Source organism: Streptomyces sp. Ag109_O5-1, assembly GCF_003814875.1.
GTDB lineage: Bacteria > Actinomycetota > Actinomycetes > Streptomycetales > Streptomycetaceae > Streptomyces > Streptomyces sasae.
In genome coordinates, this window is sequence record NZ_RKQF01000001.1 from 6167141 (window position 1) to 6190565 (window position 23425).

General features: G+C 68.0%; 20 protein-coding genes and 1 tRNA gene. 9 read left to right on the forward strand and 12 right to left on the reverse strand.

Annotated features, from left to right (window positions below; genetic code table 11):
- Window positions 1–60: 60 nt before the first annotated feature.
- The 10 genes from EDD90_RS57615 to dnaA all read right to left on the reverse strand — a co-directional run bounded on the left by EDD90_RS57615 (window position 61) and on the right by dnaA (window position 14521).
- Window positions 61–1449: a PA14 domain-containing protein gene (locus tag EDD90_RS57615; RefSeq protein WP_260328100.1), complete on the reverse strand. Its 1389-nt coding sequence runs from the start codon at window positions 1447–1449 to the stop codon at window positions 61–63.
- A gap of 176 nt (window positions 1450–1625) precedes the next feature.
- Window positions 1626–1702 (reverse strand) — tRNA-Ile (locus EDD90_RS27800).
- Between the two features lie 111 nt (window positions 1703–1813).
- Complete coding sequence (locus tag EDD90_RS27805; protein WP_123975711.1) at window positions 1814–2599, reverse strand: DUF3566 domain-containing protein; 786 nt, start codon at window positions 2597–2599, stop codon at window positions 1814–1816.
- Window positions 2600–2618: 19 nt separating this feature from the next.
- The gene (gene gyrA, locus EDD90_RS27810) at window positions 2619–5213 is read right to left on the reverse strand and encodes a DNA gyrase subunit A (RefSeq protein ID WP_123975712.1); all 2595 of its coding nucleotides are present in this window, start codon (window positions 5211–5213) and stop codon (window positions 2619–2621) included.
- A 42-nt stretch (window positions 5214–5255) separates the two neighbouring features.
- On the reverse strand, window positions 5256–7319 hold the full coding sequence (gyrB, locus tag EDD90_RS27815; RefSeq protein ID WP_123975713.1) for a DNA topoisomerase (ATP-hydrolyzing) subunit B: 2064 nt from the start codon (window positions 7317–7319) through the stop codon (window positions 5256–5258).
- 385 nt (window positions 7320–7704) lie between these two features.
- Window positions 7705–8244, reverse strand: coding sequence for a DUF721 domain-containing protein (locus EDD90_RS27820; RefSeq protein WP_123975714.1), 540 nt, complete (start codon window positions 8242–8244; stop codon window positions 7705–7707).
- Window positions 8241–9362, reverse strand: a complete 1122-nt coding sequence (recF, locus tag EDD90_RS27825; RefSeq protein ID WP_123975715.1) for a DNA replication/repair protein RecF — start codon at window positions 9360–9362, stop codon at window positions 8241–8243. Before recF ends, EDD90_RS27820 begins: the two co-directional genes overlap by 4 nt.
- Before the next feature lie 63 nt (window positions 9363–9425).
- Window positions 9426–10301 carry a phosphogluconate dehydrogenase (NAD(+)-dependent, decarboxylating) gene (gene gnd / locus EDD90_RS27830; protein WP_123975716.1) on the reverse strand — a complete coding sequence of 292 codons (876 nt, stop codon included), beginning with the start codon at window positions 10299–10301 and terminating at the stop codon, window positions 9426–9428.
- Window positions 10302–10480: 179 nt separating this feature from the next.
- The gene (gene dnaN, locus EDD90_RS27835; protein ID WP_123975717.1) at window positions 10481–11611 is read right to left on the reverse strand and encodes a DNA polymerase III subunit beta; all 1131 of its coding nucleotides are present in this window, start codon (window positions 11609–11611) and stop codon (window positions 10481–10483) included.
- 984 nt (window positions 11612–12595) lie between these two features.
- Window positions 12596–14521 carry a chromosomal replication initiator protein DnaA gene (gene dnaA, locus EDD90_RS27845; protein ID WP_123975718.1) on the reverse strand — a complete coding sequence of 642 codons (1926 nt, stop codon included), beginning with the start codon at window positions 14519–14521 and terminating at the stop codon, window positions 12596–12598.
- Between the two features lie 374 nt (window positions 14522–14895).
- On the opposite strand from dnaA, the gene rpmH reads away from it, so the two are divergent.
- The 9 genes from rpmH to EDD90_RS27890 all read left to right on the forward strand — a co-directional run bounded on the left by rpmH (window position 14896) and on the right by EDD90_RS27890 (window position 21870).
- The gene (gene rpmH / locus EDD90_RS27850; RefSeq protein WP_015659252.1) at window positions 14896–15033 is read left to right on the forward strand and encodes a 50S ribosomal protein L34; all 138 of its coding nucleotides are present in this window, start codon (window positions 14896–14898) and stop codon (window positions 15031–15033) included.
- Between the two features lie 21 nt (window positions 15034–15054).
- Window positions 15055–15426 carry a ribonuclease P protein component gene (gene rnpA, locus EDD90_RS27855; RefSeq protein WP_123975719.1) on the forward strand — a complete coding sequence of 124 codons (372 nt, stop codon included), beginning with the start codon at window positions 15055–15057 and terminating at the stop codon, window positions 15424–15426.
- Window positions 15423–15788, forward strand: a complete 366-nt coding sequence (yidD, locus tag EDD90_RS27860) for a membrane protein insertion efficiency factor YidD (protein WP_123975720.1) — start codon at window positions 15423–15425, stop codon at window positions 15786–15788. The genes rnpA and yidD overlap by 4 nt, the downstream gene beginning before the upstream one ends.
- A gap of 3 nt (window positions 15789–15791) precedes the next feature.
- Complete coding sequence (gene yidC, locus EDD90_RS27865; RefSeq protein WP_123975721.1) at window positions 15792–17075, forward strand: membrane protein insertase YidC; 1284 nt, start codon at window positions 15792–15794, stop codon at window positions 17073–17075.
- 15 nt (window positions 17076–17090) lie between these two features.
- The gene (locus tag EDD90_RS27870; RefSeq protein WP_062721178.1) at window positions 17091–17603 is read left to right on the forward strand and encodes a R3H domain-containing nucleic acid-binding protein; all 513 of its coding nucleotides are present in this window, start codon (window positions 17091–17093) and stop codon (window positions 17601–17603) included.
- Between the two features lie 116 nt (window positions 17604–17719).
- A complete protein-coding gene (rsmG, locus tag EDD90_RS27875) occupies window positions 17720–18436 on the forward strand; it encodes a 16S rRNA (guanine(527)-N(7))-methyltransferase RsmG (RefSeq protein ID WP_123975722.1) in 717 nt (238 codons plus the stop codon).
- Window positions 18437–18734: 298 nt separating this feature from the next.
- Window positions 18735–19808, forward strand: a complete 1074-nt coding sequence (locus tag EDD90_RS27880) for a ParA family protein (protein ID WP_123975723.1) — start codon at window positions 18735–18737, stop codon at window positions 19806–19808.
- Window positions 19805–20917 (forward strand): ParB/RepB/Spo0J family partition protein, encoded by a 1113-nt coding sequence (locus tag EDD90_RS27885; RefSeq protein WP_123975724.1) that lies wholly within the window; start codon window positions 19805–19807, stop codon window positions 20915–20917. The genes EDD90_RS27880 and EDD90_RS27885 overlap by 4 nt, the downstream gene beginning before the upstream one ends.
- A 335-nt stretch (window positions 20918–21252) precedes the next feature.
- Window positions 21253–21870 (forward strand): GNAT family N-acetyltransferase, encoded by a 618-nt coding sequence (locus EDD90_RS27890; protein WP_123975725.1) that lies wholly within the window; start codon window positions 21253–21255, stop codon window positions 21868–21870.
- Window positions 21871–21988: 118 nt separating this feature from the next.
- Here the strand turns inward: EDD90_RS27890 and trxA are convergent, their stop codons facing one another.
- Both trxA and trxB read right to left on the reverse strand, forming a co-directional pair.
- Window positions 21989–22321, reverse strand: a complete 333-nt coding sequence (trxA, locus tag EDD90_RS27895) for a thioredoxin (RefSeq protein WP_123975726.1) — start codon at window positions 22319–22321, stop codon at window positions 21989–21991.
- Window positions 22322–22368: 47 nt separating this feature from the next.
- The gene (gene trxB, locus EDD90_RS27900; RefSeq protein ID WP_123975727.1) at window positions 22369–23337 is read right to left on the reverse strand and encodes a thioredoxin-disulfide reductase; all 969 of its coding nucleotides are present in this window, start codon (window positions 23335–23337) and stop codon (window positions 22369–22371) included.
- Window positions 23338–23425 lie beyond the last annotated feature (88 nt).

The following is a 23425-nucleotide window of genomic DNA, read 5'->3' on the forward strand; positions in this document are numbered from 1 at the left end:
ACAGCCCGATCGCTGGTGCATCCCCCGTCGCCAGCGGTCGGGTCTTTTCGTGCGCCGAACTCAGCCGTCCGTCACGGTCGTGGCGAGGATGTCGCTCTGCGGCGAGTAGTTCGCGGCCGCGTCATAGCTGCGGGCCCGGTACTCGTAGGTGCGCCCGTCGCCGGGCAGCGCGTCGCAGACGGTGGCCGTGGCCGGGTCGAGGCGCGGGTCGAAGGCCTTGTGCAGCACGACCGACCAGGCGGCCGTCCCCGCCTCGCGGCGCTCGACCTCGAAGCCGATGAAGTCACGGATCGGGGCCGGCGTGTAGTCGGTGACGGTCGCCTTCACCCCGCTCTCGCACATGCCCAGGCTCAGGTCCGGGGCGTAGGCGGGGGCGATGCCGTCGGGGATGTCCAGCCAGAGCTCGTTCGTGGCGTTGGCGTCGAGCCAGTTGGGGTTGTAGGTGGTGGTGCCGCCGTCATTGGTGACGAGGACCCGGTAGTGGCGGGTCTCGCCGTCGGCGGTGACGGGACCGGTGGTCCAGGTGCCGGCCTTGGTGGTGCCGAGCGGGACCCACTTGTAGGAGCCGTCCACCCGGTCGTTGCTGAGGACTGTGTAGTGGTCGAACTGCGGCTCGGTGTTCAGGGGCCACTTCAGGGTGACCTTGCCGGTCGCCCTGTCGTAGGTGCCGGTGAGGGAGGTGACGACCGGCAGCGGCTGGACGATGGTGTCCTCGCTGCCCGTCGAGGTGTTGCCCGCCTTGTCCCTGGCCCGGACCTCGTAGTAGTACGGCGTGCGGTCGTCGGGGTTGACCAGGGGGTCGGTGAAGCTGCGGGCGGTGGTCGTGGTGACCTTCGTCCAGGTGCCGGAGCCGACGGGCCGCCGGTAGAGCGAGTAGTTCGCCAGGTCCATCTCCTTGTTGGCGGACCAGGAGACGGTCGTCCTGCGGACCCTGGTGTCGTAGGCGGTCTTCACTCCCGTGGGGGCGAGCGGCTTCGTCCTGTCGTACGTGGCCGAAGTACGGGGCGTGTACGAGTACTTGATCTTCGCGGCACCGGTCCAGTTCACGTGGTCGACGCGGAGGGTGTGCCTGCCGGAGCCGACGGTGAGATCGACGCTCTTCGAGCGGGCGGTGTCACCGGTGTTCTTCCACAGGTCGATCCTGCGGACGCCGTCCAGGTAGACGCGGACGCCGTCGGTGGCCGAGGCGGTGAACGTGAAGGGGCCGCCGGAGCCGAAGTCACGGGTCACCGACCAGCGGACGCCGAAGCCGTTCGACGGCACACCGGAGGCCGGGCTGCCGGACCAGCTCTCGCTGATCCCGCTGTCGCAGTCGGTCCGCACCGGGGATCCGGAGAACGAGGTGTTCTTGTAGAACGTCCGCTTGTAGACGTTGGCGGAACAGGTGACACCGGCGGCCTCCGCCTGCGGAACGGCGGCCAGCAGACCGCCGAGGACGACGGCGGACATGACCCCACCGGTCCGGACTGCGGCACGACTCTTCAGATACACGGAAACCCTTCACGCTGTACGGGCAGGACGCTCAGCGTGAAGACTCACCACCGGAAAACAAGGTTGCACGGCACACCGATGCCGACCGAAAACGCCGAAGGCCCCCGATCCGTCCGGACCGGGGGCCTTCGTACTGGTGGGGCTAACAGGATTTGAACCTGTGGCCTCATCCTTATCAGGGATGCGCTCTAACCAACTGAGCTATAGCCCCGCCGCGCTTTGCGGGGTGTGTCCCGCGCGCTGACTCCTGAAGATTAGCGCACGACCGGGGCAGTCCCAAAATCGGTTGTCGGGGGACCGTCAGGAGAGGTTTGAACCCCGGTTACTCGTCCTCGGCCAAGGTCAGCTCGATGCCGCCGACGAAGCCCGCGGAGAGGTTGTAGATGAACGCGCCGAGGGTCGCCAGCGCCGTCGCGAGGACGACGTCGATGACCGCGATGATCGACGTGAACATCAGGACGTGCGGCAGGGAGAGGAACGACTGCAGGTCGAAACCGTTCGACTCGTTGGAGCCGGTCGCCTCCGAGATCGTGCCGCCGACCGTCGAGAACACACCCATCGCGTCCAGGACCATCCACAGCACCGCGGCTGCCACGATCGAGCAGATGCCGAGCGCGATGGAGAGCAGGAAGCTGACCTTCATCACCGACCAGGGATCCGCCTTGGCGACCCGCAGACGGGCCTTGCGGGTGCGCGGGGCGGTGGGGCGCGCACCCGCACCGGTACGCGGCCGCCGTACCGCCTCCGCGGGCGCCTGCGCGGCCTGCGCCGCCGGGTAGGCCTGCGGCGGGTGGTAGGGCCCGGCAGGCTGCTCCGGGCGCCGCTCCCCGGGCAGCGGGGACGCGGCCTGCGCCGGCTGCGCGGGCGCCGTCCGGTCGCCCGGCGCGGCCGGGCCTCGGCTGTCGGTCACGGTTCCCCCCTGGGTCCCCTCCGCGTCCGGCGCGGCCTTCGCAGGCGCCTTGATCGCCTTCAGCTGGGTGGTGTGCGTGTCCATCGGCTGCGCACCGCCCTCGGTGCCCCCGCCGGACGCGGCGGAGCCACGGCCGCCGCCGTCCGCCTCCGTACCCGTCGAGGTACCGGCCGATCCGGCGCCCGTGGCTCCGCTCACGATGACTCACTCCTCGTGCCTACTCGGCCGAGGGCGCCTCACCCTCGTCCGTGCCGGTGGTCACGGCATCCTCGGCGATCTCGTCCACGGCGTCCTCGCCGTCGACTTCCTCCGCCTCGCTGCCGGCCTCGGCGTTACGTGCGATACCGACGACGGCATCGCGCTTGCCCAGGTTGATCAGTTGGACGCCCATGGTGTCACGGCCCGTCTCCCTGACCTCGTTGACTCGCGTACGAATCACACCGCCGGACAGGGTGATGGCGAGGATCTCGTCGTTCTCCTCGACAACCAGCGCGCCGACGAGCGAACCCCGGTCCTCCACGATCTTGGCGGCCTTGATGCCGAGGCCGCCGCGGCCCTGGACGCGGTACTCGTCGACACGGGTCCGCTTCGCGTACCCCCCGTCGGTGGCAGTGAACACGAACGTACCGGGTCGAACAACATTCATCGACAGAAGTTCATCGCCCTCACGGAAACTCATGCCCTTGACACCGGAGGTGGCCCGGCCCATGGGGCGCAGAGTGTCGTCGGAGGCGGTGAACCTGATCGACTGTGCCTTCTTGCTGATCAGAAGCAGATCGTCGTCGGCCGAGACCAGTTCGGCGCCGATCAGTTCGTCGTCGGAACCGTCCTCGCGCTCACGCAGGTTGATCGCGATCACACCGCCGGTGCGGGGCGAATCGTAATCCTTCAGAGGCGTCTTCTTGACCAGCCCGCCCTTGGTGGCCAGCACCAGGTAGGGCGTCGCCTCGTAGTCGCGGATCGCGAGGATCTCGGCGATCGCCTCGTCGGGCTGGAAGGCCAGCAGGTTCGCCACGTGCTGACCGCGCGCGTCACGGCCGGCGTCCGGCAGCTCGTACGCCTTCGCCCGGTACACCCGGCCCTTGTTGGTGAAGAACAGCAGCCAGTGGTGCGTGGTCGAGACGAAGAAGTGGTCGACGATGTCGTCTTCCTTCAGCTTCGTACCGCGCACACCCTTGCCACCGCGCTTCTGCGCCCGGTAGTCGACCGTCTTGGTCCGCTTGACGTAACCGCCGCGCGAGACCGTGACGACGATGTCCTCCTCGGCGATCAGGTCCTCGATGGACATGTCACCGTCGTAGGGCACCAGCATGGTCTTGCGGTCGTCGCCGAATTTCTCCACGATCGCGGCCAGCTCGGTGCTGACGATCGCGCGCTGGCGCTCCGGCGAGGCCAGGATCGCGTTGTACTCGGTGATCTTCGCCTGGAGCTCGTCGTGCTCCTGGATGATCTTCTGGCGCTCCAGGGCGGCCAGCCGGCGCAGCTGCATCTCCAGGATGGCGTTGGCCTGGATCTCGTCGATCTCCAGGAGCCCCATCAGGCCGGTGCGCGCGATCTCGACCGTCTCGCTGGCCCGGATCAGCGCGATGACCTCGTCGATCGCGTCCAGCGCCTTGAGCAGACCGCGCAGGATGTGCGCCCGCTCCTCGGCCTTGCGCAGCCGGAACTTCGTACGGCGGACGATGACCTCGATCTGGTGCGTAACCCAGTGCCGGATGAACGCGTCCAGAGACAGGGTGCGCGGCACACCGTCGACCAGCGCCAGCATGTTGGCGCCGAAGTTGGTCTGCAGGTCGGTGTGCTTGTAGAGGTTGTTGAGGACGACCTTGGCGACCGCGTCCCTCTTGAGCACGATGACGAGCCGCTGGCCCGTGCGCGACGAGGTCTCGTCACGGACGTCCGCGATACCGCCGACCTTGCCGTCCTTCACCAGGTCGGCGATCTTCTGCGCGAGGTTGTCGGGGTTCACCTGGTACGGCAGCTCCGTGACCACCAGGCACTGGCGGTTCTGGATCTCCTCGACCTCGACGACCGCGCGCATCGTGATCGAGCCGCGGCCCGTGCGGTAGGCCTCCTCGATGCCCTTGCGGCCGACGACCAGCGCGCCGGTCGGGAAGTCGGGGCCCTTGATCCGCTCGATCAGCGCGTCCAGGAGCTCCTCGTGCGAGGCCTCCGGGTTCTCCAGGTACCACTGGGCGCCGGCCGCGACCTCGCGCAGGTTGTGCGGCGGGATGTTGGTCGCCATGCCGACCGCGATGCCGGCGGAGCCGTTGATCAGCAGGTTCGGGAAACGGGCGGGCAGGACGGTCGGCTCCTGGGAGCGGCCGTCGTAGTTGTCCGTGAAGTCGACGGTCTCCTCGTCGATGTCGCGGACCATCTCCATCGACAGCGGCGCGAGCTTGCACTCGGTGTACCGCATGGCCGCCGCCGGGTCGTTGCCCGGCGAGCCGAAGTTGCCGTTGGAGTCGACGAGCGGCATGCGCATCGACCAGGGCTGGGCGAGGCGGACCAGGGCGTCGTAGATCGAACTGTCGCCGTGCGGGTGGTAGTTGCCCATCACGTCGCCGACCACGCGCGCGCACTTGTAGAAGCCGCGCTCGGGGCGGTAGCCGCCGTCGTACATGGCGTACAGCACCCGGCGGTGGACGGGCTTGAGACCGTCCCGGACGTCCGGCAGCGCACGGGACACGATGACGGACATCGCGTAGTCCAGGTACGAGCGCTGCATCTCCGTCTCGAGCCCGACGGGCTCGACACGCATCGCCAGTTCGCCGCCCTCTTCAGGGGTGACGGGAGTGTTCTCGTCGGTCATTGCTGGTGAAGATCCTTCCCTGTGCGGTCAGCTGAGACCGACTCAGATGTCGAGGAAGCGGACGTCCTTGGCGTTGCGCTGGATGAACGCGCGGCGGGCCTCGACGTCCTCGCCCATCAGGACCGAGAACAGGTCGTCGGCCTGGGCGGCGTCGTCCAGGGTGACCTGGCCGAGGACCCGGTGCTCCTGGTCCATGGTGGTCACGCGCAGCTCCTCGGCGTTCATCTCGCCGAGACCCTTGAAGCGCTGGATCGAGTCCTCGCGGACCCGCTTGCCGCGCTGGCGGCCCATCTCGATGAGCGCGTCACGCTCGCGGTCCGAGTACGCGTACTCGACGTCGTCCCGGCCCCACTTGATCTTGTAGAGCGGGGGGCGGGAGAGGTACACGTGCCCGGCCTCGACCAGCGGCCGCATGAAGCGGAACAGGAAGGTCAGCAGCAGGGTGGAGATGTGCTGGCCATCGACGTCGGCGTCCGCCATCAGGATGATCTTGTGGTACCGGAGCTTCGAGATGTCGAAGTCCTCGTGCACACCGGTGCCGAACGCGGAGATCAGCGCCTGGATCTCCTGGTTCTGCAGGATCTTGTCGATCCGCGCCTTCTCGACGTTGAGGATCTTGCCGCGGATCGGGAGGATCGCCTGGTACTGCGGGTTGCGGCCGGACTTGGCCGAGCCGCCGGCGGAGTCACCCTCGACGATGAAGATCTCGCACTTGGTGGGGTCGTTCGACTGGCAGTCGGAGAGCTTGCCCGGCAGGGACGCCGACTCCAGCAGCCCCTTGCGGCGCGTGAGGTCCCGGGCCTTGCGGGCCGCCACGCGCGCGGTGGCCGCCTGGATGCCCTTGCGGATGATGTCCGCCGCCTCGACCGGGTTGCGGTCCAGCCAGTCGTTCAGGTGCTCGTAGACCGCCTTCTGCACGAAGGTCTTGGCCTCCGTGTTGCCCAGCTTGGTCTTCGTCTGGCCCTCGAACTGCGGCTCGCTCAGCTTGACCGAGATGATCGCTGTCAGACCCTCGCGGATGTCGTCGCCGGTGAGGTTGTCGTCTTTCTCCCGGAGCAGCTTCTTGTCGCGCGCGTACTTGTTGATCAGCGAGGTCAGCGCCGCGCGGAAGCCCTCCTCGTGGGTGCCGCCCTCATGCGTGTGGATGATGTTGGCGAACGAGTACACACCCTCGCTGTAGCCGCTGTTCCACTGCATGGCGACCTCGAGGGACAGGCTCTTGTCCTTGTCCTCCGCCTCCAGGTCGATCACCGTCGGGTGCACCACGTCGCCCTTGCGGGAGTTGAGGTACTTCACGAAGTCGACGATGCCGCCCTCGTAGTGGTACGTGACCGTCTTGACCTCGGACTTCTCGTCCGCACCGGCCTCGTCCGCCCCGGCGACGGCCTTCGCCGACTCACGCTCGTCGGTGAGCCGGATCGTCAGACCCTTGTTGAGGAACGCCATCTCCTGGAAACGCCGCGACAGCGTCTCGAAGGAGTACTCGGTGGTCTCGAAGATGTCCGGGTCCGCCCAGAACGTCACCGAGGTGCCGGTCTCGCCCGTCTCCTCGTGCTGCGCCAGCGGAGCCGTCGGGACGCCCAGCTTGTAGTCCTGCGTCCAGCGGTGGCCGTCGGTCCTGATCTCGACCGAGACCCGGGAGGAAAGGGCGTTCACGACGGAGACACCGACGCCGTGCAGACCACCGGAGACCGCGTAACCGCCGCCGCCGAACTTGCCGCCCGCGTGCAGCACGGTCAGCACGACCTCGACGGCCGGCTTGCCTTCGGACGCCACGATGCCGACCGGGATGCCACGGCCGTTGTCGACGACGCGCACGCCGCCGTCGGCCAGGATCGTCACGTCGATCGTGTCCGCGTGGCCCGCCAGAGCCTCGTCGACTGAGTTGTCCACGACCTCGTACACGAGGTGGTGCAGACCGCGCTCGCCGGTAGAGCCGATGTACATACCGGGTCGCTTGCGGACCGCGTCCAGCCCTTCGAGCACGGTGATGGCGCTGGCGTCGTAGGAGGCGGTGACCTCACCGTTCGCGCCGGCGTCGGTGGACGGGATGTTCTCGTTGGGGTTGCCGGAATCGGCCACGAAGCGCCCTTTCTGGCACAGCACGAGCCGGGCTCGTCGGCGGGTTGCCGGAGCGGCTGCGGCATGTTGCGTTGGTAAGCCTTGATCAGCGTTGCTCAGCTTTTCCCGGACGGTCCCCACGTTCGGGGCGGGATTGGCTTCCAGTCTACCGGTAGCGCCGACAGTGATGGGGGTTTGCCGGTACCTGAGTCCGCATGTGCCGCCCTGAACCCGCCTCCGCCGACTCCCGATATGCGGATGGGGGCCCAAAGAGGCTCACGGCGGCACTCAGCGCTTCCGGCTGTCAACCCTTGGCTACTCCGGGGTCAGGTCGCGATTCGCAACCGCGTGTGGTTGTACGACGATCAGCCGAGGGGGCCGCACGACAGCTCCGCACCCGGCTCATGGCGTGACGTAAGTCACCCGTACGTCACCCGTAGGTATCGCCCGGACCCATGCTCCCAGGGGCCCGCAACGGGCCGTAGCGCCGGGTGGGACCCCCCGGATTCAGCACCTTGATCATGCGCACGGTGCCGTGCCCGAGGTCCTCGTTCAGACGGGCCACCAGCGCCGGCGCGAGATGCCGCAACTGGGTCGCCCACGCCGTCGAGTCGCACTGCACGACCAGCACCCGCTCGTCCTCGTCGTACCGCTGCGGCACACAGTGCTTGGCCAGGTCCTCGCCGACGATCTGCGGCCAGCGGCCCATCACCCCGCCGACCGCGGCCGGCGTCTCCCAGCCGCGCTCGGTGATCAGCCGGTTGATGGCGGATCCGAGCGCCATGGGGTCACGGCCGTCGGCACGCGCGCCGGAGCGCAGACCGCCGCCACGGCGCGCCTGCTTCTTCTGCTGCGCCGCGTCACCACGCGCGCGTGCCGCCTCCTTCGCCGCGCGCAGCGCCACGCGCGCGAGGTCGACACCCGAAGGCTCTGTCTTGTCACCCTTGGGGGCGGGTCCGTCGGTGCTCATGCGCGCTCCACCGTCCCGTCCGCCACCGCATACCGCGTCCCCGTGAGGATGTGCGGTACGTCGTCGTCCACAGCGGCCGTCACCAGCACCTGCTCCCCGGGCGCGACCAGCTCCGCCAGTCGCTCCCGGCGCCGGGCGTCCAGCTCGGCGAAGACATCGTCGAGCACCAGCACCGGCTCGTTGCCCTCGGCGCGCAGCAGGTCGTACGACGCGAGGCGCAGCGCCAGCGCGTACGACCAGGACTCGCCGTGCGAGGCGTACCCCTTGGCCGGCAACTGCCCGAGCTTGAGGACCAGGTCGTCGCGGTGCGGGCCGACCAGGGTCACCCCCCGCTCGATCTCCTGCTTGCGGGCGTCCGCCAAGGCCGCCATCAGCTGGCCGTACAGATCCTCGCGGGTGTGGGCCTCACCGGGCGCGGACGGCTTGTACTCCAGCGCGACCGGCCCGCCGCCCGGCGCCAGCTGCTCGTACGCCTTGTCCGCAAGGGGCTGGATCGCGGCGACCAGGTCGAGCCGCTGGGCGAGCAGCTCGGCACCGACCCGCGCGAGATGCTGGTCCCACACGTCGAGCGTGGACAGATCCATGGACCGCCCGCCGTGCCGCCGCGCCAGGGCGGCGGTCTTCAACAGGGTGTTCCGCTGCTTCAGCACCCGCTCGTAGTCGGACCGCACCCCCGCCATCCGCGGCGACCGCGTGGTGATCAGCTCGTCCAGGAAGCGCCGCCGCTCACCGGGATCGCCCTTCACCAGAGCCAGATCCTCGGGCGCGAACAGCACGGTCCGCACGATGCCCAGCACATCCCGGGGCCTGACCTGCGAGGACCTGTTGATGCGGGCACGGTTGGCCTTGCCCGGGTTCAGCTCCAGCTCGACCAGCTGCTGCCGGTCGCCCTGCCGGACCTGCGCCCGGATGATCGCGCGGTCGGCGCCCATCCGGACCAGGGGCGCGTCGGAGGCGACCCGGTGGCTGCCGAGGGTGGCGAGATAGCCGACCGCCTCGACGAGGTTGGTCTTGCCCTGGCCGTTGGGGCCGACGAAGGCGGTGACGCCCGGGTCGAGCGGGACCTCGACCCGGGCGTAGGAGCGGAAGTCGGCCAGCGACAGATGCGTGACGTGCATGGGTGTTTCGCCGACCTCCCCGTGACCTGCTGATTCGTCTCTGCTCGGTACTGCTTCTCGGTGCTACTTCGCCTCTACGGCGTGGCCGCCGAACTGGTTGCGCAGCGCGGCGATCATCTTCATCTGCGGCGAGTCCTCCTGCCGGGAGGCGAACCGCGCGAACAGCGAAGCGGTGATCGCGGGCAGCGGCACCGCGTTGTCTATGGCGGCCTCCACAGTCCACCGGCCCTCACCGGAGTCCTGTGCAAAACCCTTCAGCCTGTCCAGGTGCTCGTCCTCGTCGAGGGCGTTCACAGCGAGGTCGAGCAGCCAGGAACGGATGACCGTCCCTTCCTGCCAGGAGCGGAAGACCTCGCGCACGTCCGTGACGGAGTCGACCTTCTCCAGGAGCTCCCAGCCCTCAGCGTAGGCCTGCATCATCGCGTACTCGATGCCGTTGTGGACCATCTTCGCGAAGTGGCCCGCGCCGACCTTGCCAGCGTGCACCGAACCGAAGTCGCCCTCGGGCTTCAGCGCGTCGAACACCGGCCGCACCTTCTCGACGTCCTCGGCGGCGCCGCCGTACATCAGCGCATAGCCGTTCTGCAGGCCCCAGACACCGCCGGAGACACCGCAGTCGACGAAGCCGATGCCCTTGGCCGCCAGCTCCTCCGCATGCCGCTCGTCGTCCGTCCAGCGGGAGTTGCCGCCGTCGACGACCACGTCACCGGGCTCCAGCAGCTCGGCCAGCTCGTCGATCGTGGACTGGGTCGGCGCCCCGGCCGGAACCATCACCCACACCACGCGGGGCCCGCTCAGCTTGCCCACAAGCTCTTCCAGGCTATGGACATCGGCGAGGTCCGGGTTGCGGTCGTATCCGACGACGGTGTGGCCCGCACGGCGGATCCGCTCGCGCATGTTGCCGCCCATCTTGCCGAGTCCGACGAGACCGAGCTCCATCAGTTGTGATCCTTAAGGTTGCGGTGTGGCAGGAGAGGCACTTGCGTACCAGCGCCGAGCCTAATCGCGACCCTTTGTGCACAGTTGTGGGGTATAGCCGCTCACCTGGGGAAACTCACCGGGTCACGGTGCCGGTCACCCACAAGGAGCGACCCGCACCGTGCACAGCTGTGGACAACTCAGCCGCTGAGACGCACCGGCATGATCAGGTACTTGTACGCCTCGTCCGCCTCGGCATCCAGCGCCGGCTTCCCGCTGAGCAGCGCGGGCTTGGTGGAGGTGGTGAACGACAGCTGGGCGACCGGCGAGTCGATCGCGCTCAGACCGTCCAGCAGGAACGTCGGGTTGAAGGCGATCGAGATGTCGTCGCCCTCCAGCTGCGCGTCCACCCTTTCCACAGCCTGTGCGTCGTCGCTGGAACCGGCCTCCAGGATCAGCACGCCCTGCTCGAAGCTGAGCCGCACCGGGGTGTTCCGCTCGGCGACCAGGGCCACACGCTTGACGGCCTCCACGAAGGGGGCGGTCTCGATCACGGCGACGGAGTTGAACTCGGTCGGGAACAGCGTGCGGTACTTCGGCAGGTCGCCTTCGAGCAGCCGGGTGGTGGTACGGCGGCCGGCGCCCTCGAAGCCGATGAGCCCCTCGCCCGCGCCCGAGCCGGACAGGGCCAGGATGACGCTGTCGCCGCTCGTGAGGGCCTTGGCGGTGTCCAGGAGCGTCTTGGCGGGCACCAGGGCGACCGCGGAGGCCTCCGGGTTCTCCGGCTTCCACAGGAACTCGCGGACCGCGAAGCGGTAGCGGTCGGTGGATGCCAGGGTGACGGTGTCGCCCTCGATCTCGATGCGCACACCGGTGAGCACCGGCAGGGTGTCGTCACGGCCGGCGGCGATGGCCACCTGGGAGACGGCGGAGGCGAAGACCTCGCCGGGGACCGTGCCCGTCGCGTTCGGCATCTGCGGCAGCGAGGGGTACTCCTCCACAGGCAGTGTGTGCAGCGTGAACCGGGAGGATCCGCAGACCACCGTGGCCCGTACACCGTCTGTGGAAATCTCCACCGGTCGGTTGGGGAGCGCACGGCAGATGTCGGCGAGCAGCCGGCCGGAGACCAGCACGGTGCCCTCCTCCTCGACCTCGGTCTCGACGCTGACCCGCGCGGAGACCTCGTAGTCGAAGCTGGACAGGCTCAGCTGGCCGTCCTCGGCCTTCAGGAGCAGGCCGGCGAGGACCGGCGCCGGCGGACGGGCCGGGAGGCTGCGCGCAGCCCAGGCCACTGCCTCCGCGAGTACGTCGCGTTCCACCCGGATCTTCACCTAAGCCGCCTCCTGCTGTTGCCGGCGCTTCTCGCCCTGCTTCGCCTTCGTCGTCTGACTCGGTGTCGTGGTCCCCGGGGAGGGGAAGAACACCGGGGACCAGTCTGACGCACCGCACTGACAGCTGGTGCCTCTCGGGGTCAAGTCGTGACGAGGCGCGGTCAGAGGCCGGAGAGCGAGTTGTGCACAGGGCCCTCTTCGAAACGGATTCCCAGCTCTCTCTAGTTGTCAGTAGTAGTAGGGGCTGTGGATACCGTGGATAACCTCGTTTGCCCAGCTCAGGGGCGGGATTTTGTCCACTGCCCCTGTGGGTGGGACCGGTGGACAACTCGGTGTCTCTGTGGAGAACAGAAAGTTCTGCACACACCATGCACAGCCCGAGGGGACTTCTCCCCAGCGCCGTCCCCAGCTTTACCCACCTTTCCCACAGGCCAACCCGGCACCTTCGTGTGACGCCTTTCACTCGCCTCGGTGAGCAGGCGCGTCGCGTTGCCGAACAGTGGACAGTCATGTGGAGAAGCTGGGGATCACTGGGGACAACCACCCCTCGCCCTGTGGGCTACCGGTGGACAACTTCATACACACCCTGTGGATCATTTCGTCGTCCACAGTCTGTGGAGATCCGTCATCCACGATTCCACAGCCACTTGAGCTGCCCTGATGCTCTTTCAACCCCCAGCCTGTGGACGACGTTCGGGACAACTTCACAGTCCCCAGGGTGTGGACGCAAGAAAGTCGGCAAATCTGTGGAGGACGGCCGTAACCAGCTGAGTATTCGAACAGCGGAGGGCGTTTCCCTCCGACTCCGCGAGGGCAACGCGCCCCGTCAGGGGCGCTGGGGGTACCCCCAGCCAGCCGAAGGCTGGGGGAGGAACTGCGCGACAAGCCCCCACCGGGCCCTGCAGTGACCCACTGCCGAACCGCCCCAGGACACCAAAAGGCGCCCCCGGGATCTCTCCCGAAGGCGCCTGGAGGGCCGTACAGCTACCCGTTCTTGATGCGGTTGGTCAGCTCGGTCACCTGGTTGTAGATCGACCGCCGCTCGGCCATCAACGCCCGGATCTTCCGGTCGGCGTGCATCACGGTCGTGTGGTCCCGGTTGCCGAACTGTGCCCCGATCTTCGGCAGCGACAGGTCGGTCAGCTCCCGGCACAGGTACATGGCGATCTGCCGCGCCGTGACCAGTTGCCGGCCGCGCGAGCTCCCGCACAGGTCCTCGACGGTCAGGCCGAAGTAGTCGGCGGTCGAGGCCATGATGGCCGTCGCGGTGATCTCCGGCGTGGTGTCCTGGCCGCCGGGGATCAGGTCCTTGAGGACGATCTCCGTCAGCCCGAGATCCACCGGCTGCCGGTTGAGCGACGCGAACGCCGTCACCCGGATCAGCGCGCCCTCCAGCTCACGGATGTTGCGGGAGATGCGGGAGGCGATGAACTCCAGCACCTCCGGCGGCGCGTTCAGCTGCTCCTGCACCGCCTTCTTGCGGAGGATCGCGATACGCGTCTCCAGTTCCGGCGGCTGGACGTCGGTGATCAGACCCCACTCGAAACGGTTCCGCAGCCGGTCCTCCAGCGTGACCAGCTGCTTGGGCGGCCGGTCGCTGGAGAGCACGATCTGCTTGTTCGCGTTGTGGAGCGTGTTGAAGGTGTGGAAGAACTCCTCCTGCGTCGACTCCTTGTCCGCGAGGAACTGGATGTCGTCGACGAGCAGGATGTCCATCTCGCGGTAGCGCTTGCGGAAGCTGTCGCCCTTGCCGTCGCGGATCGAGTTGATGAACTCGTTGGTGAACTCCTCCGAGCTCACGTACCGCACGCGCGTGCCCGGGTAGAGGCTCCGCGCGTAGTGCCCGATCGCGTGCAGCAGGTGCGTCTTGCCGAGCCCGGACTCCCCGTAGATGAAGAGGGGGTTGTACGCCTTCGCGGGCGCCTCGGCGACGGCGACCGCGGCCGCGTGCGCGAAGCGGTTGGACGCGCCGATGACGAACGTGTCGAAGAGGTACTTCGGGTTCAGGCGCGCGGTCGGCTCGGCGGGCCCGCCGGCCGGTGCGGGCTTCGAGCCCAGCGAGCTGGGCCCGCCGGCGCCGGGCAGGTCCGGGCGTCCGGGACCGCCCCGGTGTCCCTGGCCGGCCCCGCCGGGGGGCTCGGGCAGGTCACGGCGGCCGGTGTCGCGCTGGTCGTAGTCGGACCGGTCGTAGTCGGGGCGCTTGTCGTAGTCCGGGCGCTTGTCGTAGTCGGGGCGCTTGTCGTAGTCGGGGCGCGGCGGTTCGTACTCGGCGCGCTGCTGTTCGTACGGCGGCCGGTCCATCGGCTGCTGGGGCCGGTAGTCCTGGGAGTAGGAGTCGCCGTAGCCGTCCGAGCGGTAGGTGTCCTGGGACGGTGAGGCATAGGGGTCGCGTTCGGGGAAGCCGAGCCGCGGCTGCTGCCAGCCGTACTCGTCCTGGCCGGGGCGCGGCCAGGCGCCGGGCTCGGGGCGCTGGTACTCGGAGGGGTAGGCCGGGCGGGCGGTGGGGAGCTGGTCGCGTCCGCCCTGGTCGTCGGCGCGATGACGGCCGTAGCCGCCCTCGTACGGGGACGAGGGGAGCTCGGGCTCCTCGTATCGTTGCTGCACGGGCGGGGCCGGCGGAGCCGGGGGCTCGCCGGCCGACTCGTCCACGGTGATCGCGATCCGGATCGGGCGGCCGCACTCGCGGCTCAGGGTCTCGCTGACGATGGGGGCGAGACGGCCTTCCAGTACGTTCTTCGCGAATTCGTTCGGTACGGCGAGAAGGGCGGTGTCCGCGACGAGTGCGAGCGGCTGGCAGCGCCGGATCCAGTGCTCGTCCTTCGACTCCACACCCTGACCGCGGCCCTCACCGAGGAGCTGCTCCAGTACTCGTGGCCACACTGCGGCAAGATCGGCAGGTACGTCAGCCACAGGGCACGCTCTCTCACAGGTCCCACGAACGTGTGGTTCGAGGACGGGTCGGGATGAATATCGGGTCGGGCGGGGATAAAGGAACGAATCGGAGTTCAGCCACGGTAGTCAGCGTGGCGGGTGCGGTTCAAGTTGTTGTCCCCAGCCTGTGGATAGTGTCTCTCCGTCACCGCTGGTTTGACCGAATGGCGTAGCCCCGCGTACCGTAACCAGGTCGAGTTGTCGATGGCTGCTGCCGCCTGCCTCCGATGGGCACAGATCGCTGAAGGTGATCGGGAAGCGGTGCACTCGGGCGTGATGCGAGCTACTCGTGGGCGCACGGTGACAGCCAGGACGGCACCCGCCACCACCGATTTGATTTCTGGAGCCCCCGAGTGAGCAAGCGCACCTTCCAGCCGAACAACCGTCGTCGCGCGAAGACCCACGGCTTCCGCCTTCGGATGCGTACCCGTGCCGGCCGCGCGATTCTCGCGAACCGTCGTGCCAAGGGTCGCGCCAGCCTTTCCGCCTGATCCTGATCAGGTCATGACGTCGTGCTGCCTACCGAGCATCGGCTGAGGCGGCGCGAGGACTTCGCGACCGCGGTACGACGGGGTCGCCGGGCTGGTCGCCCGTCCCTTGTCGTCCACCTTCGTAGCGGTGCCACGGACCCGCACGCGCCTGGGGAGAGCGCTCCCCCGACGCGTGCGGGTTTCGTCGTGAGCAAGGCAGTGGGTGGTGCGGTCGTGCGCAACAAAGTGAAGCGCAGACTGCGCCATCTGATGCGTGACCGAGTCGCCCTGTTTCCCCCCGGTAGCCTGGTAGTCGTACGAGCGCTGCCCGGAGCGGGCGACGCCGACCATGCACAGCTGGCCCGAGACCTGGATGCCGCCGTCGAGCGGCTGCTGGGAGGGGGCGCGCGATGAAGTACCCGCTGCTGGCTCTGATCAAGCTGTACCAGTGGACGATCAGTCCGCTGCTCGGGCCGGTGTGCAAGTACTACCCGTCGTGCTCCCACTACGGCTATACGGCCATCGACCGGCACGGTGCGATCAAGGGGACGGCACTCACGGCCTGGCGCATCCTGCGGTGCAACCCGTGGTCGCTGGGTGGTGTGGACCATGTCCCGCCGCGCAAGCGCCCGCGGTGGCACGAAATGCTGCGTGACGCCTGGCGTGCACGCAAGGGCGGGCCCTCCGCCGCCGAACCGGCCACCGAGGAGAAGGCTCTCTCCGATCTTCCTTCGAGCCCGGCCGCAGAGACTTCGTCCCATGCCCAAGGAGCATGATTAGTGGACACGATTGCCAGCCTGTTCAGCTTCATCACGACACCCGTTTCGTGGGTCATCGTCCAGTTCCATTCCGTGTACGGGAAGATCTTCGGTCCCGACACGGGCTGGGCCTGGGGCTTGTCCATCGTGTCCCTGGTGATCCTGATCCGCATCTGCCTGATCCCGCTCTTCGTGAAGCAGATCAAGGCGACCCGGGCCATGCAGACGCTCCAGCCCGAGATGAAGAAGATCCAGGAGCGCTACAAGAACGACAAGCAGCGTCAGTCCGAAGAGATGATGAAGCTGTACAAGGAGTCGGGTACCAACCCGCTCTCCTCGTGCCTTCCCATCCTGGCGCAGTCCCCGTTCTTCTTCGCCCTGTACCACGTGCTCAACGGCATCGCGACGGGCACCACGATCGGTGTCATCAACGAGTCGCTGCTCGCCAGCGCCCGTAAGGCCCATATCTTCGGTGCCCCGCTCGCCGCGAAGTTCACGGACGGTTCGTCGAAGGTGGAGGCGCTCGGCGCCTCCCTCACCGACGTCCGGGTCGTCACCGCAGTCATGATCGTCCTGATGTCGGCGTCGCAGTTCTACACGCAGCGCCAGCTGATGACGAAGAACGTCGACACCACGGTGAAGACGCCCTTCATGCAGCAGCAGAAGATGATGATGTACGTCTTCCCGGTGATGTTCGCCGTCTTCGGCATCAACTTCCCGGTCGGTGTTCTCGTCTACTGGCTGACCACCAACGTGTGGACCATGGGCCAGCAGATGTACGTCATCCGCAACAACCCGACCCCGGGTTCCAAGGCGCAGGCCGCCTACCTGGAGCGCCTCACCAAGCACGTCACGCACCACGGCAAGACCCGTCGCCGCAGTGAGAAGACCATCATCAAGGCGATCGTCGCCAAGGGCCGCGACCGTAACGAGTTCGAGCGCAAGTTCATCAATGCGCTGACCAAGTCGGGTCTTGTGGCCCAGACCGACGGCACCGTGGTGAAGGGTGAGGCCCCGGCCGTCGAGCAGACCGAGGACGGCGTCACGACCGCTGCCACCGCCAAGCGCCAGCAGCCCAAGCGCCAGACCAAGGCCCAGCGTCAGTCCGGCGGCCCGAAGGCGGCCGACGACGCCACGTCGGACTCTGCGGAGAAGACCACTTCGCTGGAGAAGTCCGACGAGCCGCAGGACGCCAAGCCGGCCGCCGGGCAGTCTCCGAAGGCCGGCTCCAACGGCCGCAGCAGGGCCCAGTCCGGTCAGCGCAAGGGCGGTCCGCAGCGCCCCAAGTCCCCGTCCAAGAAGTAAGAAGGAGCCCATCCCGTGACGGAAGGCACCACCTCCGCCGCTGCCGAGGGTGCAGACACCCTGACCCGCCTGGAGCAGGAGGGTGAGATCGCGGCGGACTACCTCGAGGGTCTGCTGGACATCGCCGACCTCGACGGCGACATCGACATGGACGTCGAGGCCGACCGGGCCGCCGTGTCGATCATCAGCGACGCCGGCGGCCGCGACCTGCAGAAGCTGGTCGGCCGTGACGGCGAGGTGCTGGAGGCGCTCCAGGAGCTGACCCGCCTGGCCGTGCACCGGGAGACCGGTGACCGTAGCCGTCTGATGCTCGACATCGCGGGCTACCGTGCCAAGAAGCGCGCCGAGCTCTCCGAGCTGGGTGCCAAGGCCGCCGCCGAGGTGAAGAGCACCGGTGAGCCCGTGAAGCTCAAGCCGATGACTCCTTTCGAGCGCAAGGTCGTGCACGACGCGGTCAAGTCCGCCGGACTGCGCAGCGAGTCGGAGGGCGAGGAGCCGCAGCGGTTTGTCGTCGTGCTTCCCGCCTGATCGGTCCCCACGTTTCACCGGCCCCGTCTGCCCGCAGGCGGGGCCGAACTTTGTCAGCCTGGTAGTTCTGGTGGCTGGTGCACGGAGCACCGGCGCTGTACGGAAGGACGGTCCCCGTGACGGAGGCTGCGGAGCTCCCCCCGGCGCCCGAACAGGCGCGGGAAGTGTTCGGCGAGCGCTACGCCGATGCGGTCCGCTACGCGGAGCTGCTCGCCGAGGCAGGCGTGCAGCGTGGTCTGATCGGCCCACGGGAAGTGCCCCGCCTGTGGGAGCGGCACCTGCTGAACTGCGCGGTGCTCTCGGAGGCCGTCCCCGAGGGGGTGACGGTGTGCGATGTGGGCTCCGGTGCCGGCCTGCCCGGTATTCCGCTGGCGCTGGTCCGGGAGGACCTCAACATCACCCTTTTGGAGCCTCTGCTCCGGCGGACCAACTTCCTCACCGAGGTCGTCGAATTGCTGGGGCTGAACCATGTGACCGTCGTGCGCGGTCGTGCCGAGGAGGTCATGGGCAAGCTGCCTCCGGTGCATGTGGTGACGGCCCGTGCCGTGGCCCCGCTGGACCGGCTGGCCACGTGGGGTATCCCGCTGCTGCGTCCCTACGGCGAGATGCTCGCCCTGAAGGGGGACACGGCGGAGGAGGAGCTGAAGGCCGCGGCGACCGCCCTGACCAAGCTGGGGGCGGTCTCCACGTCGATCCTGCATGTGGGTGAGGGTGTGGTGGATCCGTTGTCGACCGTCGTGCGTGTGGAGGTCGGGGAGAGCCCGGGCGGTGTGCGTTTCGCGGCCAAGCGGGCGAAGGCCGCTCGTACGGGGAGGGCGCGTAGGCGCCGCTGATCCGTCCTGAGGACGTGACGTACTCCACACAAGCTGCCAAACCTACGCATGACGGAGTGTCGCGGCTTTTCGGTACCGCGCGCTGTGCATCGTGTTTCACGTGAAACGTCGCTCACTGCTGCACGGCATCATCGGTCGGACCCGCGCTGCGGCCGAACCGCGCGACCGAAAGCCTCTCGGGGCCCTCGGGGAAGGGGCCTCCGGTGACACTCCGTCGCCCGTGGGGGGCACGGAGTTGTCCACAGAGGTGGATTTCTCCACAGAACAACAGGCCTCACTGGTTCACGACCCCGAAGACATGGGAGGCTCTGTTCATTGCGAGCCTGAAGTCGAGGAGAGTGAATCCTTGCGGTCCGACGCCAACATCGCGGGACCGATGACCGATCCGGTCCCCGGCCCCCGTACCGAGTCGATGGGGGCGGATGTTTCACGTGAAACACCGCCTCCGATGGACGACACTCCCATCGGTCGTGCTGCCCAACTCGCGGTGGAGGCTCTGGGCCGCGCCGGCGAAGGCCTGCCGCGTCCGGAGCAGACCAGAGTCATCGTGGTCGCCAACCAGAAGGGCGGTGTCGGCAAGACGACGACCACCGTCAACCTTGCTGCATCGCTGGCCCTGCATGGTGGCCGTGTCCTGGTGATCGACCTCGACCCTCAGGGCAATGCGTCCACTGCGCTGGGGATCGACCACCACGCCGAAGTCCCGTCCATCTACGACGTGTTGGTCGAGAGCAAGCCGCTGGCCGAGGTCGTCCAGCCGGTGGTGGACGTCGAGGGTCTCTTCTGTGCCCCCGCCACGATCGATCTCGCCGGTGCGGAGATCGAGCTGGTGTCCCTGGTGGCACGGGAGAGCCGGCTTCAGCGGGCGATCCTGGCGTACGAGCAGCCGCTGGACTACATCCTCATCGACTGCCCGCCCTCGCTCGGCCTCCTGACGGTCAACGCTCTGGTCGCGGGTGCCGAGGTGCTCATCCCGATCCAGTGCGAGTACTACGCGCTGGAGGGGCTCGGCCAGCTGCTGCGCAATGTCGACCTGGTACGGGGGCACCTCAACCCCGACCTGCATGTGTCGACCATCCTGCTCACCATGTACGACGGCCGGACGCGTCTCGCCTCCCAGGTCGCGGACGAGGTGCGCAGCCACTTCGGCGACGAGGTGCTGCGGACGAGCATTCCCCGCTCGGTCCGTATCTCCGAGGCTCCGAGCTACGGGCAGACGGTATTGACCTACGATCCTGGATCGAGCGGTGCCCTCTCCTACCTTGAGGCGGCCCGAGAAATCGCGCTGAGGGGTGTCGGTGTCAGCTACGACCCGACGCAGGCCCATATCGGCGCACAGACGAACCCGAGCATGGTGGAGGGGATCCAGTGAGCGACCGACGGAGGATTGGCTTGGGCCGTGGTCTCGGCGCACTGATCCCTGCTGCCCCGACGGAGCGGACCCCGGCTCAGACCGCTGTGGAGGAGGCGGCCGTCGCTGCCCCCTCAGCAGGCCCGTCGCTGACCGACCGCGGGGTCGCTGCGGCCAAGGTGGCCATGCTGCCGCCTGTTTCTCAGGAGCCCGAGGAGCCGTCGGTGTTCGGCGGGGGCATGGAGACCCCCGCTCCTCCGATGGGAGCCCATTTCGCGGAGATCCCCCTCGACGACATCACGCCCAACCCGCGTCAGCCCCGTGAGGTCTTCGACGAGGACGCGCTGCACGAGCTGGTCACTTCCATCCAGGAAGTCGGCCTTCTCCAGCCTGTCGTCGTACGGCAGTTGGGTCCCGCGCGTTACGAGCTCATCATGGGCGAGCGGCGCTGGCGGGCCTGCCGTGAGGCCGGCCTGGAGGCGATCCCGGCGATCGTCCGGGCGACCGACGACGAGAAGCTCCTTCTGGACGCGCTGCTGGAGAACCTGCACCGGGCTCAGCTGAACCCGCTGGAAGAGGCTGCCGCCTACGACCAGTTGCTGAAGGACTTCAACTGCACCCACGACCAGCTGGCCGACCGCATCGGGCGCTCCCGCCCCCAGGTCTCCAACACCCTGCGGCTGCTGAAGCTCTCGCCGGCGGTCCAGCGTCGTGTTGCCGCCGGTGTCCTGTCGGCCGGGCACGCCCGGGCGCTGCTCTCCGTCGAGGACTCGGAGGAGCAGGACCGGCTCGCCCACCGGATCGTGGCCGAGGGGCTGTCGGTCCGGGCCGTCGAGGAGATCGTGACCCTGATGGGTTCGCGGCCCCAGTCGACACAGCGCGCCAAGGGGCCGCGGGCCGGTGCCCGGGTCTCCCCGGCGCTGACCGATCTCGCGACCCGGCTCTCGGACCGTTTCGAGACGCGGGTCAAGGTCGACCTGGGCCAGAAGAAGGGCAAGATCACCGTCGAGTTCGCCTCGATGGAGGACCTTGAGCGGATCCTCGGCACGCTCGCCCCGGGCGAGGGGCCGGTGCTCCACCAGGGCATTCATGACGGCGACTCCGCAGGCTCCGAGGAGTCCGGGGACTGACCGCCCCGGGTGTTTCCCGCCCGGTGGGTGTTCTGTCGTTCAGAGAGCGGATCGTGTCCGGTGTGTACCGGACACGATCCGCTCTTTGCTTTCAGGCGGTATCGATGGAATCGCTGTGTGGATACGATGCGACGGGTATGGCGCATCCACCTGACAGCTGGCAGCACCTCTGAGTGGGAGGCGGGGGCCATGCGATCGATGAGCCGCATCGGACTGATGAGCGCAGGCCTGGGCTTGGGCGCTACCGTCGGATTCGTCGGCAGTCTGCTCAGGGAACACAGCGCTCTGACAGCCGCTCGTGGCGCTGCGGGCGAAGGAAGCGAGGAACAGCCTTCATGGGGCGTCGGCTCGTACCGCTCACCCTGGACAACCTTCAGGACCTTCCCAAGCGCTGTCGCTCGTGTGTCTTCTGGGAGCTGGACCCCGTCAGCGGCGAGGCAGCGGTAAGGGCGGGCACGCCCGCGATGGAGAAGGAAGCGTGGATCTCCGCCGTCCTGCTCGACTGGGGATCGTGTGGCCGGGTGGTCTACGTCGATGACGTACCGGTTGGCTTTGTGCTCTACGCTCCGCCCGCCTACGTCCCGCGTTCCACGGCGTTCCCCACGAGCCCGATCTCACCGGATGCCGTCCAGCTCATCACCGGCTTCATCATGCCCGGCTATCAGGGGCAGGGGCTTGGACGTGTGATGGTCCAGACGGTCGCCAAGGATCTGCTGCGACGGGGCTTCAAGGCGATCGAAGCCTTCGGTGACGCCCGCTACAAGGAGCCGGCCTGTCTGCTGCCCGCCGAGCATCTGCTGGCCGTGGGCTTCAAGACGGTCCGGCAGCATCCTGCACATCCCCGGCTGCGGCTGGAGCTGCGAACGACGCTCTCCTGGAAGGAAGACGTGGAGCTGGCGCTCGACCGGCTTCTGGGGGCCGTACAGAAGGAACCGGCGCTGCGGCCGCTGTGAGCGGTGTGTCGGAGCGGCCTTGGGAAGCGGTGTTTCGCAGGCGGTGTTTCGCAGTCGGTCTTTCAAAGCGAATGGGCCAACCCGTGGGGGTTGGCCCATTCGTGTTTCACGTGAAACATCACTCGGCGATGAAGTCCTCGAGGTCGCGGACGAGCGCGGCCTTCGGCTTGGCGCCGACGATGGTCTTGGCGACCTCGCCACCCTGGTACACGTTCAGGGTCGGGATCGACATGACGCCGTACTTGGCCGCCGTCGTCGGGTTCTCGTCGATGTTCAGCTTGACGATCTCGATCTTCTCGCCGTGCTCGGCGGCGATCGCCTCGAGCGACGGGGCGATCTGGCGGCACGGGCCGCACCACTCGGCCCAGAAGTCCACCAGGACGGGCTTGTCGCTCTTGAGGACGACCTCTTCGAAGTCGGCGTCGGTCACATGCTTCAGGGTGCCGGCCACGGCGGGCTCCTTTTTCTTGATGGTGCGGTGGGGCGGAAGGGGGATGGTCAGACGGAAGTCTTCTCGGGTTCGGCCTTCTCCTCGTCCGCGAGGGCGGAGAGGAAACGCTCGGCGTCGAGAGCGGCGGAGCAGCCGGTACCGGCCGCGGTGATCGCCTGGCGGTAGGTGTGGTCCACCACGTCACCGGCGGCGAACACACCCGTCAGGTTGGTGCGCGTCGAGGGCGAGGCGACCTTCAGGTAGCCCTCCTCGTCGAGGTCCAGCTGGCCCTTGAACAGTTCCGTGCGCGGGTCGTGGCCGATCGCGATGAACAGGCCGGTCACCGGCAGGTCGGAGAGCTCGCCGGTCTTGACGTTGCGCAGCTTCAGGCCGGCCAGCTTCTGCTCGCCCTGGACCTCGGCGATCTCGCTGTCCCAGGCGAACTTGATCTTCGGGTCGGCGAAGGCACGCTCCTGCATCGCCTTGGAAGCGCGCAGGGTGTCCCGGCGGTGGACGATCGTCACGGACTTGGCGAACCGCGAGAGGAAGGTGGCCTCCTCCATCGCGGTGTCACCGCCGCCGATCACGGCGATGTCCTGGTCCTTGAAGAAGAACCCGTCACAGGTGGCGCACCAGGAGACACCGCGGCCGGAGAGCGCGTCCTCGTTCGGCAGGCCGAGCTTGCGGTGCTGGGAGCCCGTGGTGACGATGACTGCCTTCGCCTTGTGGACCGTGCCGGCGGTGTCCGTGACGGTCTTGATCTCACCGGTCAGGTCGACGGAGACGATGTCGTCCGGAACCAGCTCCGCACCGAAGCGCTCGGCCTGCGCACGCATGTTGTCCATGAGGTCGGGGCCCATGATGCCGTCGCGGAAGCCGGGGAAGTTCTCCACCTCGGTGGTGTTCATCAGCGCACCGCCCGCGGTGACGGCGCCCTCGAACACGAGGGGCTTCAGCGACGCGCGCGCGGTGTAGAGCGCCGCCGTGTAGCCGGCGGGCCCGGAGCCGATGATGATCACGTTACGGACGTCGCTCACGGCTTGATTCCTCGTCTCTGGTCTACGTCATTCGACCGGTGGGAGTTTCTCTCGAAAGCTCTCACCCCACCCAACGGATCCTACGGGG